The sequence below is a fragment of the Flavobacterium sp. genome (genome assembly GCF_039595935.1).
Classification (GTDB): domain Bacteria; phylum Bacteroidota; class Bacteroidia; order Flavobacteriales; family Flavobacteriaceae; genus Flavobacterium.
On sequence record NZ_JBCNKR010000004.1, the window covers coordinates 1,315,467 to 1,331,994 of the forward strand.

Genomic DNA, 16,528 nt, shown 5'->3' on the forward strand with positions numbered 1-16,528 from the left:
ATATTTAATTTAAGTTTAAAAATTCAGTTATTTCATCATTTTTTATTTCAATTTTACCTGTAAGTTTTTCTTTCCAATTTGTCCAATTGTATTTTTTACTAAAAATAAAAAGCAAAATAGGATACACAATTACAACCGGTAAAATAACATCGGCCCCGGCAGAAGGATTAGACATGTCTTTAAATATCGAATGCGTTTGAAAAACAGACCAGTCTGAAGTTACCAATAAAGCGCCAATAAGATTATTTGCAGCATGAAATCCTAATGCGAGTTCCATCCCGTCATCCATCAAAGTAATAATTCCAAGAAACAATCCTGTTCCTATATAATAAATCATAATGATGTAACCCATTTTGGTTACTTCAGGATTAAGAATATGCATTGAACCAAATATAAGCGATGTCATCATTAAAGGAAACCATCTGTTTCTTGCTAAATTGGCGAAACCCTGCAAAAGATATCCTCTAAAAACATATTCTTCGGTACTGGTTTGAATGGGGATTAAAATAGTTCCAACAACAACTAAAATTAGAAACGGAACTAATTTAAAATTCCACACAAATTTTTCCGGAGACTGAAAATAAAGAATAAAAAAACTAATTACAGAGAATATAGTCCACAACAAAAAAGAAAAGAAAATGCGGTTCCAGTCGACTTTTTTTCTACTAGTAGTAATAGATAAAAGTGTTTGATGGTGCATATATTTTACCACAAAATAAATCCCTGCAAAAGCAAAAACAAACGACAGCATTACCAAAAACAAAGTAAGATTGGGCTCAAACATTTTTAAAGCCGAATCATTGTCTGTAGGGAAAACGGAATGTTCTTTATAACTTTTATAAAGAACCGCAATTGAAAAAGGAATCTGACCTATAAATGACGCTGTGATGATAATAACGGATCCTAAAAGATATTTCCAAAAAAAATTTCCAGGCTTAACTCCTTGTTCTAAAAACATAAACTTAAAATTTTTAAAATGAGAATTTGATTTAAATAGTAAATCCTATTTTTGTTGTACTAAATAAGAACACTTTTTATGAGATCTTATTTTAACAGACATTAAATATAACAAAATGATACAAATTTACCATAACCCCCGCTGCGGAAAATCAAGAAATTGTTTAGCTTTTATTGAAGACACTAAACAAAAATATGAGATAATTCCTTATTTAACCGATACTCCGACTCTTAGCGAATTGAAAGAACTTCTTAAAAAATTAAATTTAAAACCAGGAGAATTAGTCAGAACCAAAGAAAAAATCTGGATCGATAATTATAAAGGCAAAGATTTAAACGACGACGAAATAATTCAGGCTATGACAGATAACCCCATTTTAATCGAAAGACCAATCGTTGTAAAAGATGGAAAAGCAATTATTGGGAGAGATTTGGAGAAAGTGGCTTCTTTTTTAGATTGATTATAAAATAATCAATTAACATTTTTTTATGATCTTTCTCTTTAAACCAAAAAGTAAATTTGCCGTCTAAGAAGAAAAAGAAACCAGAAAAAATGAAACAAATCAATTTTGCCGTAATGCTTGTGTTATTTCTTACAGGCTTTTACAGCTACGCACAACAAGGACCGCCTGCAAGAAATAAAGTTAAGATTACCGGAAAAGTTTTCGAAAAAGTAAGCAAGCAGCCGCTTGAATATGCTACTATTTCGATCATGGCTCCTAATGATACAAAAGTAATCGCCGGTGGAATTACAAATCCTAAAGGAGAATTTGAAGTTGCCGTAGCACCGGGAACTTACGATATAAAAGTAGAATTCATTTCGTTTAAATCTACAGAAATTAAACAAAAAAGCATTGAAGGAGATACTAATTTAGGCAGCATCAATTTATCTGAAGATGCTGCACAATTGAGTGAAGTTGTGGTTCGTGCCGATAAATCAACAGTTGAAATTAAACTAGATAAAAAAGTTTACAATGTTGGTCAGGATATGATGGTAAAAGGCGGAACTGTAAGCGACGTTTTGGATAACGTTCCTTCTGTTTCTGTTGACTCTGAAGGAAATGTTAGTTTAAGAGGGAGTGATAATATTCGTATTTTAATCGACGGACGTCCTTCAAATGCGATAAATGTTGCCGAGGCTTTACGTCAGCTTCCTGCAGATGCCATTGATAAAGTTGAAGTTATTACAAATCCATCTGCGCGTTACGATGCCGAAGGTGGATCTGGAATTATCAATATCATTCTTAAAAAAGGTAAAAATCAAGGTCTTAACGGAACTTTTATTGCTTCAACAGGTATTCCGGAAACGTATGGATTAACTGCAAACCTAAATTATAAAACAGAAAAATTAAACTATTTTACAACTTTAGGATATAACCACAGAACTAATGAAGGCGGTGGTTTAACTAATACATCTTACCTTAATGCTGATGGAACTCCAAAAGGTTTCTTAGATGAAGATCGTGATACCAAAAGAGAATCAGACGGATTTAACGGGAGAGCTGGTATAGAATGGACAATTGCACCAAACACCTACTGGACAAATGCCATCAATTATCAAAACAATTCAGGTAACACGACAGATTTAATCAATTATAATAATTTTGACGCTGCTCATAATTTTACTGGAACTTCATCTCGTTTGAATAATGGAGATACAGGAAGTCAAAACGTAGAGTATACTTCTAATTTCATCAAAAATTTCAACGATAAAGGTCACAAACTTACGGCCGATTTATCGATTTCAAGAAATACTGATGACAGTGACAGCCAAATTACAGCTTCTCCAAACTTCAATAATACCTTAAACGATCAGGTACAAAAACAAGTACAGGTGCAAGCAGATTATGTATTGCCAATAGGAAAAGGAAGTCAGTTTGAGGCTGGATATAAAGGAAGTTTTGGCGACTTAAGTAATGAATATTACGTCACAGAATACGACCCTGCAAATAATACCTATGTAAAAGATCCTAATTTATCAAATACATTAGAATACAAAGAAAATATTAATGCTCTTTATACCCAATACGGTTTCAAAATAAACAAATTCTCTTATTTATTTGGTTTACGCTGGGAAGACACTGATATTCATGTAAATTTATTAGACAACAGCGATTTCAACACTAAAAAATACAACAACTTATTTCCAAGTGCTTTTATTAGTTATGAAATTTCAGATCAAAGTAATTTCTCGGCTAGTTACAGTAAACGCTTAACAAGACCTCGCGGACGTTTTATGAACCCTGCTGTTAACTACTCAAGCAACGTTAATATTTTTCAGGGAAATCCAGACTTAGATCCGTCTTTAACAGACAAATATGATATTGGTTACATCAAACGCTGGGACAAAGTAACTTTTAATACTTCAGCTTATTTTGAAGATACAAAAGATGTTTTCAGCTTTGTAAGAACTCCAAATGGTCAATATGTAAACGGAATTCCGGTTATTTTAAGCAGACCTATTAACTTAGGACACGAGCAAAAATTTGGTTTTGAGTTTACATTTAATTATACTCCGTTCAAGTGGTGGAGATTAAACAGCAACTTTAATCTTTACAATGTAAAAACAACCGGAGAGAACACTTACATTGATACAAATGGAAATACGGTTGTTCAAAATCTTGATAATCAAGCTAACACTTGGTTTGCAAGAGCAAATTCAAAAATTACATTACCATACAAAATTGACTGGCAGTTAAACGGTACTTATAACGGTGAACAAAAAACAGCTCAGGGAAAAATTTAGATCAGTTTTCTATGAATACTGCTTTAAGTAAAGATATCATGAAAGACAAAGCTACAATTGCTTTTAACATCAGTGATATTTTCAATTCCAGAATCATGAGATCTTATACTTATCTTACAAATGATGTAACTGGTGAAAGTCAAAAATCATACGGCGAAATGCAGTTCCGTAAACGTCAATTCAATTTATCGTTCACTTACCGTTTCAACAAACCAAAAGGTGAAAGAGACAAAAATGCACAGCCAAGAAACGAGGGCGGCGGAGACGGCGGCGGCGATTTCCCGGGATAAAAAACTTTTAAATCTCAATATTGAAATTCCAATTTCTTTTTGAGATAAATTCGAATAAAAGAAATTCCAAATTCCAACTTTATAATTGGGATTTGGAATTTCTTTTTTTAGTATTTCCGAGTAAAATTGTAATCTGGATTTTTAGTATTGAAATTTCTTTTTTAAAGCAAAAAAAAAGAACCCAATTGGGTTCTTTTTTAGTGAAATCAATTTAAATTAAATTGATTGTTCTTCTTGTCTTTTTTTAGCTCTCTTTTCTTTGAACATTTCCCAGCTAGCACCCGTAACCCAGTAAGATACGAAACCAACTAAGAAAAACATTAACCAAAACCCTATAGTTAGTATGGTTAAGAAAAGTAAAAAGCCTAAGTACTGTGAAAATTCAAACATGTTTTCCGGAATTTTTGAATGTTACGACAAATGTAGGGTATATATTTTTCCTCAGCAATAAAATCTAAATCAATTTTCGTTAAATAACATTTATACGTATATTTATACTCATTTTAAATAAGGATTTTTTCCGAATATTATTCAACTATCTAAATTAGAAGAACATGAGTATTTTAAGGAGCTGAAACCTGCTGTCCGCTATATCTTTTTGTTTTTAAAGAAAAAACAAAAAGGATGCCGCTGCCATCAGAGCTAGGGCATCCGTTTTCAAAAGAACTTCATTTTCAATAAACATATCACATTTTACATATAACTTTTTACATATAATTATAATGAAATACAGAATAGAAAAAGACACCATGGGCGAAGTTCAGGTCCCTGCCGATAAGTACTGGGGTGCACAAACAGAACGTTCACGTAATAATTTCAAAATAGGAAATTCAGGTTCGATGCCACATGAAATTATCGAAGGATTTGCGTATCTAAAAAAAGCAGCCGCTTATGCCAATTATGATTTAGGTGTTTTGCCAATCGAAAAAAGAGATGCCATTGCAGCTGTCTGCGATGAAATTCTGGAAGGAAAATTAGACGATCAGTTTCCGCTTGTAATCTGGCAGACTGGTTCAGGAACGCAAAGTAACATGAACGTAAATGAAGTAATTGCCAACCGTGCTCAGGTTCTTAAAGGTTTTGAAATTGGTGAGGGCGAACAATTTATAAAAGCAAATGATGATGTAAACAAATCGCAGTCATCAAATGATACTTTCCCAACCGGAATGCACATCGCCGCTTATAAAATGGTTGTCGAAACTACAATTCCGGGAGTAGAAAAACTACATGCCACTTTAGTTAAAAAAGCTGCCGAATTTAAAGATGTTGTAAAAATCGGACGTACACACTTAATGGACGCAACGCCTTTAACTTTAGGACAGGAAATTTCCGGATATGCAGCGCAATTGGCTTTCGGATTAAAAGCTTTAAAAAACACTTTAGCCCATTTATCTGAAATTGCCCTTGGAGGAACTGCAGTTGGAACCGGATTAAATACTCCAAAAGGTTACGACGTAAAAGTGGCCGAATATATTGCAAAATTTACCAATCATCCTTTTGTAACTGCCGAAAATAAATTTGAAGCTTTGGCGGCTCACGACGCCATTGTTGAATCTCATGGAGCATTAAAACAACTGGCTGTTTCGCTAAATAAAATTGCTAATGATGTTAGAATGCTGGCTTCCGGCCCGCGTTCCGGAATTGGCGAAATTCATATTCCTGAAAATGAACCGGGATCATCTATCATGCCTGGAAAAGTAAATCCAACGCAATGCGAAGCTTTAACAATGGTTTGCGCTCAGGTCATTGGTAACGATATGGCAATTGCAGTTGGCGGAATGCAGGGACATTATGAATTAAATGTTTTTAAACCTGTTATGGCAGCAAACTTCCTTCAATCAGCACGTTTGCTTGGCGATGCCTGCGTTTCTTTTGACGAACATTGCGCTCAGGGAATCGAACCTAATCACAAACGTATTAAAGAATTAGTAGATAATTCTTTAATGTTGGTAACAGCTTTAAACACAAAAATTGGTTATTACAAAGCTGCCGAAATCGCTCAAACTGCTCACAAAAACGGAACAACTCTTAAAGAAGAAGCTGTTCGTTTAGGTTACGTTTCTGCCGAAGATTTTGATGCTTGGGTAAAACCGGAGGATATGGTTTAATTTAATTGTTGATGGTTAATGGTTAATTATCAAATCATCATTATATAAAAAAATAGCTTTCTAAAATTTAGAAAGCTATTTTTCATTAATAATTAACCATTCACAATTAATAATTATTTCCCGTCTACATAATCCTGCAGATAACTAAATCTTTCTGTTAATTTTCCGTTTTCGGTGATTTTCGCGCGTTTTAAAATTCCGTCTTTATCTCCGTTGAAGAAAGCCGGAATTACATGTTCCATAAACTGTTCTCCAAAACCTTCGCTGGCATCTTTAGGAATTTCGCACGGAAGATTATCAACTGCCATAACCGCAACCGCTGCCGGATGGAAAAAATCTACTTCTTTATCTTCTAAAGGAAAATATCCATATAATGGGTCTGCAATTGTCGAAGAACGAACTGTACACGCAATTGGTCCGTTTACATCGCAGGAAATATCAGCAACAACTTTTAGTTTACAATCGCTTGCATTCAGCATTTCTTTGGTCAAAATCATAGGAGCATCACTTGCATAAAAATGACCCGCAAAATAAATGTCTGAAACTTTAGTAAATTTTTCAAAATCTGAAGTGTAGTCCTGTGGATTTTCAACAAAATCTTTAAAATCCAAAACCTGACCGTCAATACGTTTGTTATATTCTAAAACATCTAACTGCACATAAACTGCCTGAGCATATTTTTTGGTTAAGTAATTATCAACCGTAATTTCTTTTACTTTAATAGCATCCAAAATTTCCTTGGCTCCGCTCCCAACCTTTCCGGTTCCGGTAACGACAAATTTCAAGGCTGGCATTGTGATACGTTTTAAATGCTTTATCAAATCTTCTTTTCCTGAAAGAGTTTCGGCTTTAGGCAATTTAAATAATTCAAATTTAATTCCGAAAGCACGAATTCCGTTATAAACACCAACCATTCCGGCATATTTTCCAAAACCAATTAATCTGCGGTCAAGCGAATCAACTATAGTTTCGTGATCATACAAATCAATATTTTTTTCTAAAATTGCCTGAAGCAGCTTTCTGTTATGCGGCTGTTTTTTAATGGTATGCGAAAAAAAGAAATACGCTTTATTTGGAATTAAATTTTCAACAGGAACTTCTTTTACACCAAATAAAACATCACAATCTGAGACATCTTCAGTAACGGTAATTCCCATGTTTTTATATTCAGAATCTGAAAAAATTCTGATATCTGAACTTTCAACTTCAACTGAAGCTTCGTGGTAAACCTGTTTTAGTTTAGCCAGCTCATCTGGAGAAAAAACAACTCTTCGGTCTGGTGGGTTTTTTCTTTCTTTTATTATTCCAAATTTCATTTAGTTAGATTTAAAGCATTTAATAATATAACTTTTTACATCGTATTTGTTTCAAATATAACAAATTTAGTTAAAATTTCCTTTCTAAATTGCTATTTAGAATGCATACAAAACGTTAGAGGCTGAAAAACAAAGAAATAAAAAAAACAATAGTTAATATTATGTTAAAACAACCTCTGTAAACGGTTTAAAATTGCGAAAACAACAAAATTGAATTCGATATATTTGTTTTTAAAGAACGATGAAAATGATTTTACTTAAAAAAACAAAGATACCACAAATACTTTTTTCTATACTAGTATTAAGTTCGTGTGGTAAAGACAAAAACACACAAACTGCCACTACACCTACAGTCGAAGATACTTTACCTAAAATGAAACCGTTAGGTCCTGAGCCAAAAATTTCTCAGGCATATAAAAACTCGGTAATAGGCAGAATAAATCATTTTTACAATAAAAACTGGCCTAACAACAGCATGAACGGAAGCTTTTTAGTAGCCCGAAATGGTCAGATAATTTTTGAAAGATATAATGGTTTTGCCAATAAAAATGAAGGCACAAAAATTACAGCTGATACTCCTGTACAAATTGCTTCTGTCAGCAAAGTTTTAACGGCTACGGCTGTTTTAAAATTAGTTAACGCCGGAAAAATAGATTTAGACCAAAAGGTAAATACTATTTTAAAAACGTTTCCATACGAAGAATGCACTATCAGAATGCTTTTAAATCATCGCAGCGGAATGCGTAATTATGCTTATTTTACAGATCATGACAAATCGGTTTGGGACAGACATAATCAATTGACTAATAAAGACATTTTAGATATTCTGGCTACTAAGAACGTTGGTTTAGAATCTTTAACCGGAACACGTTTTGGATATTGCAATACCAATTATGCGATGCTGGCTTTAATTATAGAAAAAATTACCGGTTTAAGTTATAAAGAAGCGATGTCTCAAATGATTTTTAAACCTTTGGGAATGACACATACCTATGTTTTTGATGATGACAAAGACAGAAAAAAAATTGTTCCGTCTTATAAAGGGAATGGTGTTGAAATTGGTTTTGATTATCTTGACAATGTTTACGGTGATAAAAATATTTTCTCAACAGTTAGAGATCTTTTAAAATTTGACCGAGCAAGACAATCGCCTGACTTTTTAAAACCTGAATTGCTAAAACAAGTGTATACAGGTTATAGTAATGAACGCAAAGGAACTAAAAATTACGGTTTAGGAATTAGAATGATTAATTGGGAAACGGGTCAAAACTATTATTTCCATAATGGCTGGTGGCATGGAAATACTTCTTCTTATATTACTTTAATGAAAGAAAATGTTACGATCATCGCCTTGTCTAACAAAATGACAAGAAATACTTATGCGGTTCGTAAACTGGCTCCAATTTTTGGAGATTATCCTTTTAATTTTAAAGACGAAGAGTAAAACTAATAGTCATAAAGTCGAAAGTCAAAAGTCGTAAAGTCTCAAAAATAGTTGCTAATATTGACTTTATCCTTTTTCAAACAACCCAATTGAGGAAAATAAGAAGAAGCAATAGCAAACAAGTATTTGACTTTAAAAATTTTACAACTTTCACTTTTTGATTTTCAACTTTTGGCTTTCGACTTTGGACTTTATGACTTACAAATTTTTCTGAAAATTTTAGTAGAAAGTAATTTCAAATAGTATAAATTTGCAGACTTATTTTTTGGGGTCGACTGGTTTTGACAGCGAGTCGAATTGAACAGTAAGCACGTCGAGCATTGAGACCTTGCTCGTAAATATAAGATCTCAAACTTTTACACGGCGAAAATAATTACGCTTTAGCTGCATAATCCGAATCATAGTACGATTGCGCCACGTCTCTACAAGGTAGGGAAGCTGGATTCTCCTGGAAAGCCTTGGTTTGTGGCGTTCCGTTCAGGGGAACCGTAAAAATAAACCTAGATATCCATGAGCTTCGGGTGGATTTCGAAAATTAAGAAGATAAGTGTTCGGTGGCTGTTTCTGGCCTAGCTTAACATCGAAAATCTAATCAGGAAATAAGCGTGTAGAAAGCTCTTTAGTTGCTTGTTTGGACCCGGGTTCGATTCCCGGCGACTCCACTGAAAAGGGAAGATATTTTAATATATCTTCCCTTTTATTTTTTAAGTACTCATAACTCAAATCTAATTTGCAATCAGAAAATCTTTCGACAAAAATTTTACATTTAGTCTGTCAGATTGATCATTAGGGCTTAAAATATTATTATACAGTGTAAAATCATCTTAAACATTCCTGATTAAATTCAAACTTCTACATTCAGTAATTTGTGTTAGCTATTCCTTTTACTGTGTTAATTCATCCGTATTCTCCAAACTAAATTTGCAGTGTAAATAATTTATAACATTAAAAATTTAGGAAAATGAAAAAAGTAATTTTAATAACAGGTGCCAGTTCAGGAATGGGAAAAGAATCGGCTAAAGTACTTATTAATCAAGGGCACAAAGTCTATGCACTAGCAAGACGTATTGAGCAAATGCAAGATTTGAAACAATTAGGAGGAAATCCAATAGAAATGGATGTGACCAGCGAAAAAGATATTCAAAAAGTAGTCGACAGCATTATCCAAAAAGAAGGTAAAATTGATGTGCTTTGGAATAATGCTGGTTATGGACTCTATGGATCGGTGGAAGATGTACCTATGGAAGAAGCCAAAAAACAATTCGAAGTCAATTTATTTGGATTAGCATCTTTAACTCAAAAAATTATTCCATACATGCGCAAAGCTAATTCAGGTACCATCATCAACACTTCGTCAATGGGCGGAAAATTATACACTCCAATGGGTGCATGGTATCATGCGAGTAAACATGCCTTAGAAGGCTTTAGCGATTGTTTAAGAATTGAATTGAAAGAATTCAATATCAACGTAGTAGTTTTAGAACCTGGAATTATCAAAACCGAATGGACAGATATTATGCTGCAAAACATCAGCAAATTTTCTTTGCACGGAGCTTACTCAGGTTTAACAAATAAGCTTATTGCATCAAGTAAAAAAATGTATGAAAAAAACCTAGGATCTAAGTCAGATGTAATAGCGAAAACAATACTTAAAATAGTCAATACAAATAAACCAAAAACACGTTATCTTGTAGGTTTTATGGCTAAACCAATGGTTTGGATGCGTTTAAATTTGGGAGATAAAATATTTGATAAAATTTTAATGAGCCAACTCTAAATAATTTTAAAAGAGTGCACAATCAAACAATACAATAAATCAATAATCATTAATGCATTGTAATTAAGTTTATAAAATTTTAGGATTATTGTACCTTTGAAAATAAGGTTTTATAAGGTTTGACAAGTTTTAAAATAAATACAATGTGATTTAAAAAAGAGTTCAAGAAGCAAATTCTGCATTATTGTGGAGCATTTATTCCGACTATATAAAATTTTAAACACAAGTTGAATTTCAGTATCAATGAATATTTCAAAACAACGCATCGAAAATCGTAAGTGAAATGAAACAAGAAATTAATACCATCAACTCAATTAGCCAACTGCATCAGGTTTTTGGGTTTGATAAACCAACTCATCCTTTGATTAGTATCGTTGATGTCTCAAAATGGGAAATACCAGAACATTTTATTGGTGTAAAATATACCTCAGAACTATATACTATTGGTTTAAAAGACAAAAGCTGTGGTTTACAATACGGAAGAAATACTTATGATTTTGATGAAGGCGTGCTAATTTTCACAGCACCTAATCAAGTGCAGTCAGTTTCAAAATCACAAAAATTAGATGAAATACAAGGATGGATGTTATTTTTTCATCCAGATTTAATTCGAAATAACTCATTAGGAAATAACATTGATAATTACGGTTTTTTCTCTTACGATGTACATGAAGCACTTCATTTGTCAGATTTGGAACAAAAGACTATTACAGATTGTAAGTCTATGATTCAAAACGAAATATCTGAACGTATTGACAATCACAGCCAAACTGTAATTTCATCTTCTTTAGAATTGTTATTAAATTTATCCAAACGTTATTATGAGAGACAATTTAATACCAGATCATCACAAAATTCAGATGTTGTCAGCCAATTTCATACAATATTGAGCAGTTATTATAAAGATGGAAAGTTTACAGAATCAGGAATACCTTCAGTAGAATACTTTTCAGAAAAAATATATCTTTCTGGAAATTATTTAAGTGATTTATTAAAAAAAGAAACCGGTTATTCTATAAAAGACCACATAAATAATTTTATCATTGAAAAGGCGAAAACATTATTGCTTTGTGAAACAGAATCAATTAATGGAATTGCTTATTCTTTAGGATTTAATTACCCGCATTATTTTAGTCGGTTATTTAAAAACAAAACAGGATTGACTCCTCAAGAATACAGGAGTCAAAATTAAATGTAAACATCGTGAATACATTATTACATTCTGTTAAATAAATAAGAGGAGACATCAAGCGTTCAACTTCGATCTTTTTGTATCATCAGTAAAAAAGCCTGTAAACTTTATTTTTCACAGGCTTTTTTTAATTCTAAAAGTATCAAAACTTATAAATCATAAATACATTTTTAAAGTCGCAAGCTTTAAAATAAGTATAATTTCCACACTTAAAAAACTATCACAATAAACCCTAAAACCGTACAATTTTACCCCTCATTTTTCATCATTTTTCTCTAACTTAGCAGTCTACATTTTAAAATGTAAGATTAAAATAAACTATGTTTTTCCGCAAAACATTGATTGAAAAAGATTTACCATACTTTCTCTTACTTTTTGCTGCTAAAACATTCTTCTAATAATTTAGTTAATTAAAAACTATGAGCAAATTTGATTTTGGAATTGTAGGACTCGGTGTAATGGGCCGTAACCTGCTTTTAAATATTGCAAGCCATAAATTCGCGGCGGCTGGTCTAGACTTAGATACCGAAAAAGTAAACTCTCTTCAGCAAGAAGCCGATTCTGATCACACTATTGAAGCTACTACGGATGTAAAACATTTCGTTGAGCTTATTCAACAGCCGAGAGCTATTATGTTATTGGTTCCTGCAGGAAAACCTGTTGACAGCGCAATCGCTAGCTTATTACCTCATTTAGATAAAGGAGATATTATTATCGACGGCGGAAATACTTTTTACACTGATACTGACAGAAGATTTTTAGAATTATCTGAAAAAGGAATTCATTTCTTCGGAATGGGAATTTCAGGAGGAGAAAAAGGCGCACGTTTCGGTCCTGCTATGATGCCGGGAGGTGATCAAAAAGCATACGAAAGACTTCGCCCTATTTTTGAAGCGATTGCAGCAAAAGTAGACGGCGAGCCTTGTGTTGAATATCTTGGAAACGGTTCTGCCGGAAACTATGTAAAAATGGTTCACAACGGAATCGAATACGGAATCATGCAGTTAATCTCTGAGATTTATGACCTTATGAAAAGAGGTTATAATCTGGATGACGAAACGATTCAGAAAACTTTCGAAGAATGGAACCAAACTGATGATCTTAGATCATATTTGATCGAAATCACCGGAAAAATTCTAAAACAAAAAGACGAAGACGGAAGTCTTTTAATCAATAAAATTTCAGATTGGGCAAGATCTAAAGGCACAGGAAAATGGACTTCGCAAAACGCTATGGATCTGCAGGTTCCGGTTCCAACTATCGACGCAGCGGTTAACATGCGCGATATGTCTAAAACTAAGCCTGAAAGAATTGAAGCTGCTAAAAAATTAATCTGGAATGCCGGCGAAACAAATGTTTCTCAAAGTGAAGCAATTACTGCATTAAAATCTGCATTATACCTTTCTATTGTTGTGACTTACGCGCAAGGGTTAGCGCAGCTTCATACGGCTTCTAAAGAATATAATTACGGATTAAACTTAGAAACTGTTGCTAAAATCTGGCGCGGTGGGTGTATTATTCGTGCAACAATATTAGAAGATTTCAGAAAAGCATTTGTTACTAAATCAGATTTGCCAAATATACTTTTAGATGCTGGAATTGCTTCAAAATTAACAGAAAACCAAGCCGGAATGAGAACCGTAATTCAGTTTGCAGTTCAAAAAGGATTACCTGTTGCAGGTTTAATGAATTCATTAGCTTATTTTGATGCTTACAGATCTGCAAATCTGCCAACAAATTTAATTCAGGCGCAGCGTGATTTCTTCGGAGCTCACACGTACGAGCGTATCGACAAGGAAGGTGTTTTCCACACACAATGGTCTGAATAAAACTTAAAGCAACACAACTACACACAATGACTAAAAATAAACTTAAGAATCCAACAATCATTGTTATTTTTGGAGGAACCGGAGATTTGGCAAAGAGAAAGCTCTTTCCCGCTTTTCAAAATCTGTATCTTGACGGACGTATGTCTGAAAAGTTTCAGATTATTGCTCTTGGAAGAGCAGAAAAAACCAATGAAGATTTTCGCAGCTATGTTTTAGAAAACCTGAATCTTTTTTCAAGAAAAAAAAGGAATTTCGGATCCTGAAACAGAAAAATTTCTTTCTCATATAACTTATCATAGTCTTGATATTGACAAAGAAGAATCCTATATTGGGTTAAACGAAAAAATCAACAATTTTGATCTGGCTTTTGGCGAACGTGCTAATCGTCTTTTCTATCTTTCAATTACGCCTTCTTTTATTTCGACAATTTCAAGTAATATCAAAAAGATTGGACTTGCGGCAAATCCGAAACAAGATCGTATTATTATCGAAAAACCTTTTGGTTACGATAAAGCTTCTGCAATCGAATTGAACGAAATGCTTTCTGAAACTTTCAAAGAAGAACAGATTTACAGAATTGATCATTATTTAGGTAAAGAAACGGTTCAGAATATTTTAGCTTTCCGTTTCGGAAACTCAATGTTCGAACCTTTATGGAGCCGAAATTTTATTGATTTTGTTCAGATTACCGTTGCAGAAGAAGTGGGCGTTGAAGAACGAGGCGGATTTTACGAAGGTGTCGGGGCTTTAAAAGATATGATTCAGAACCATTTACTTCAAATTTTATGTATGACAGCTATGGAAGCGCCTGCTTCATTAAATGCTGATGACATTCGTAATCGTAAAGCTGATGTTTTGAAATCGATTCGTCGTATTAAACCAGAAGAAGTAGATCATTATATTGTAAGAGGCCAATATGCTGCAGGTGAAATAAAAGGAACTCCGGTTCCGGGATACCGTCAGGATAAAGGAATTGCTCCAGATTCTAATACAGAAACATATGTGGCAATGAAAATTTATTTGGATAACTGGAGATGGCAGGGAATTCCGTTTTACCTGCGTTCCGGAAAAAGAATGGAAGAAAAACAATCTTCTATTATCATTCAGTTTAAACCTGTTCCGCATTCTTCATTTTCTTATGGAAAAGAAGGAATGACACCAAACCGATTGATTATCAACATTCAGCCTTCAATGGACATTAAACTGCAGTTTATGACCAAAAAACCAGGTTTATCAATGTCTTTAAGGCCTGCCGAAATGGTTTTTGATTATTTTGCCTGCTCAACAATGTCACCAGAAGCTTATGAAACATTAATTGCCGATGCATTGTTAGGAGATCCTACTCTATTTATGCGCTGGGATCAGGTAGAAGAAGCCTGGGATGCAATTGATACAATTCAGCAAGTTTGGAAAACTACTGCGCCAACCAATTTTCCTAATTACAAAGCAGGAAGCTGGGGACCTGAAGAAGCGGATGAATTATTAGCCCGTCAGGGACACAAATGGATTCCGAACACACAAACAAAAGAAGAACTTTTAGATGATACAGATACACAATAATACAGAAGAAATTAATAAAACAGCTGCAGATTTATTTACGGCATCAGCTCAAAAAGCAATTGCTGAAAAAGGTCAGTTTACAGCTGTTCTTACAGGAGGTTCTTCTCCGGCAGGAATTTATAAATTATTAGCTTCTGATGATTATAAAAACAAAATAGACTGGAGTAAAGTGTTCATTTTCTGGGGAGACGAACGCTGGGTTCCGCTTACCGATGATTTGAGCAATGCAAAAATGTCTTATTCAACTTTGTTAAGCCACGTTCCTATTCCGTCAGAAAACATTTTTGAGATGTATAAAGATGGCGTTACACCAGAAGAATATGCGGTTACATACGAACAGTCAATCAGAAAAGTTTTAGGCGAGGAAGGAAAATTCGATCTTATTCTGTTAGGAATGGGAGACGACGGACATACGGCTTCTCTTTTCCCTGGTGAAGCAGTTTTAGAAGAACAAACCAAATGGGTTGATGCTTATTATTTAGCTCCTCAAAAAATGTATCGTATTACACTTACTGCGCCATTGATCAATAAAGCAGAAAAAATTGTCGTAGTAGCGTTTGGAGAGAAAAAAATACATGCCTTAAAAGAAGTTACTGCAGGAGAATATAATCCGACACTTTATCCGATGCAGTTGATTAAACCAACTTCTGGAGAGTTGTTGTTCCTTGTAGATAAAATTGCTGCGGGAACTAATTAAACAATTTGTCTTATAAAATATTAAAAGCCTGTAATCGTAATATTTACAGGCTTTTTTATTATCATTAGGTTTTGAATATCCTCAATATTTCAATAAACTCTTTAAACAAAGAACTGGAAAAACGCCTTTAGAATTTAGAAATCTAAATTAGTCCTTAATCACTACAGGTAAAAATATGTTTAGATTTGTTGAGTAAATTAACAATAGCCTCTTTTAAATCCGGTCCTAAATTGGAAGTAATGATTCGTAAAACTTCTTTTAAATCATTAAAATTATTGGGTTTAACAAAATAACAAATGGAACCTAAACCAGCGGCAGCTTCCATATCTTTTTTATGTGAAGATGTTGAAATCATAATTACCGGAATATCCTGATAATTACTGTCTTTTTTCAGTAATTTCAAGCAGTCCCATCCATTCATGATCGGCATATTCAGATCCAGAAAAATGAGTTCCGGTTTTTCATTGATCGAATTTAGTATTTCAAATACTTGGTTACCATTGACGGCACAATGACAAACAATATTCTCATTTATATCTTCTAATGCTTCACAAAACATTTCTGTATCATCAATGTCATCATCTGCCAATAAAATTATTTTCTTTTCCATAA

The 16,528-nt window shown here is 33.4% G+C and carries 10 protein-coding genes, 1 other RNA gene and 3 pseudogenes; 11 read left to right on the forward strand and 3 right to left on the reverse strand.

The genetic code is table 11. From position 1 onward, the window contains the following. Nucleotides 1-4 precede the first annotated feature (4 nt). Entirely contained in the window at nt 5-958 is a 954-nt protein-coding gene (locus tag ABDW27_RS05695; RefSeq protein WP_343694989.1) for a CPBP family intramembrane glutamic endopeptidase, read from the reverse strand. Nucleotides 959-1,073: 115 nt separating this feature from the next. On the opposite strand from ABDW27_RS05695, the gene arsC reads away from it, so the two are divergent. The 3 genes and pseudogenes from arsC to fumC all read left to right on the forward strand — a co-directional run bounded on the left by arsC (nt 1,074) and on the right by fumC (nt 6,101). Beyond that, the gene (gene arsC / locus ABDW27_RS05700; RefSeq protein WP_343694990.1) at nt 1,074-1,418 is read left to right on the forward strand and encodes an arsenate reductase (glutaredoxin); all 345 of its coding nucleotides are present in this window, start codon (nt 1,074-1,076) and stop codon (nt 1,416-1,418) included. 92 nt (nt 1,419-1,510) lie between these two features. Continuing rightward, nucleotides 1,511-3,993 (forward strand): annotated as a pseudogene (locus ABDW27_RS05705) (outer membrane beta-barrel family protein). A gap of 722 nt (nt 3,994-4,715) precedes the next feature. Next, on the forward strand, nt 4,716-6,101 hold the full coding sequence (fumC, locus tag ABDW27_RS05710; protein WP_343694991.1) for a class II fumarate hydratase: 1,386 nt from the start codon (nt 4,716-4,718) through the stop codon (nt 6,099-6,101). Between the two features lie 113 nt (nt 6,102-6,214). Here fumC and ABDW27_RS05715 read toward each other — a convergent pair whose 3' ends face one another. Continuing rightward, nucleotides 6,215-7,417 carry an NAD(P)-dependent oxidoreductase gene (locus ABDW27_RS05715; protein ID WP_343694992.1) on the reverse strand — a complete coding sequence of 401 codons (1,203 nt, stop codon included), beginning with the start codon at nt 7,415-7,417 and terminating at the stop codon, nt 6,215-6,217. A 241-nt stretch (nt 7,418-7,658) separates the two neighbouring features. Between ABDW27_RS05715 and ABDW27_RS05720 the strand changes: the two genes are divergently transcribed. The 8 genes and pseudogenes from ABDW27_RS05720 to ABDW27_RS05755 form a co-directional block, all read left to right on the forward strand. Beyond that, nucleotides 7,659-8,861: a serine hydrolase domain-containing protein gene (locus tag ABDW27_RS05720; protein WP_343694993.1), complete on the forward strand. Its 1,203-nt coding sequence runs from the start codon at nt 7,659-7,661 to the stop codon at nt 8,859-8,861. Between the two features lie 267 nt (nt 8,862-9,128). Next, nucleotides 9,129-9,526: a transfer-messenger RNA gene (gene ssrA, locus ABDW27_RS05725) on the forward strand. Between the two features lie 296 nt (nt 9,527-9,822). After that, nucleotides 9,823-10,638: an oxidoreductase gene (locus ABDW27_RS05730; protein WP_343694994.1), complete on the forward strand. Its 816-nt coding sequence runs from the start codon at nt 9,823-9,825 to the stop codon at nt 10,636-10,638. 283 nt (nt 10,639-10,921) lie between these two features. Continuing rightward, a complete protein-coding gene (locus ABDW27_RS05735; RefSeq protein ID WP_343694995.1) occupies nt 10,922-11,830 on the forward strand; it encodes a helix-turn-helix transcriptional regulator in 909 nt (302 codons plus the stop codon). A 419-nt stretch (nt 11,831-12,249) separates the two neighbouring features. Further along, nucleotides 12,250-13,659, forward strand: a complete 1,410-nt coding sequence (gene gndA, locus ABDW27_RS05740; RefSeq protein ID WP_343694996.1) for an NADP-dependent phosphogluconate dehydrogenase — start codon at nt 12,250-12,252, stop codon at nt 13,657-13,659. A 26-nt stretch (nt 13,660-13,685) separates the two neighbouring features. Further along, nucleotides 13,686-15,219 (forward strand): annotated as a pseudogene (zwf, locus tag ABDW27_RS05745) (glucose-6-phosphate dehydrogenase). Next, nucleotides 15,200-15,916: a 6-phosphogluconolactonase gene (pgl, locus tag ABDW27_RS05750; RefSeq protein ID WP_343694997.1), complete on the forward strand. Its 717-nt coding sequence runs from the start codon at nt 15,200-15,202 to the stop codon at nt 15,914-15,916. The pseudogene zwf and the gene pgl overlap by 20 nt, the downstream one beginning before the upstream one ends. Before the next feature lie 73 nt (nt 15,917-15,989). Further along, nucleotides 15,990-16,067 (forward strand): annotated as a pseudogene (locus tag ABDW27_RS05755) (helix-turn-helix transcriptional regulator); the annotation flags it as partial. A gap of 3 nt (nt 16,068-16,070) precedes the next feature. Here the strand turns inward: ABDW27_RS05755 and ABDW27_RS05760 are convergent. Then, nucleotides 16,071-16,526 carry a response regulator gene (locus ABDW27_RS05760; RefSeq protein WP_343694998.1) on the reverse strand — a complete coding sequence of 152 codons (456 nt, stop codon included), beginning with the start codon at nt 16,524-16,526 and terminating at the stop codon, nt 16,071-16,073. Nucleotides 16,527-16,528 lie beyond the last annotated feature (2 nt).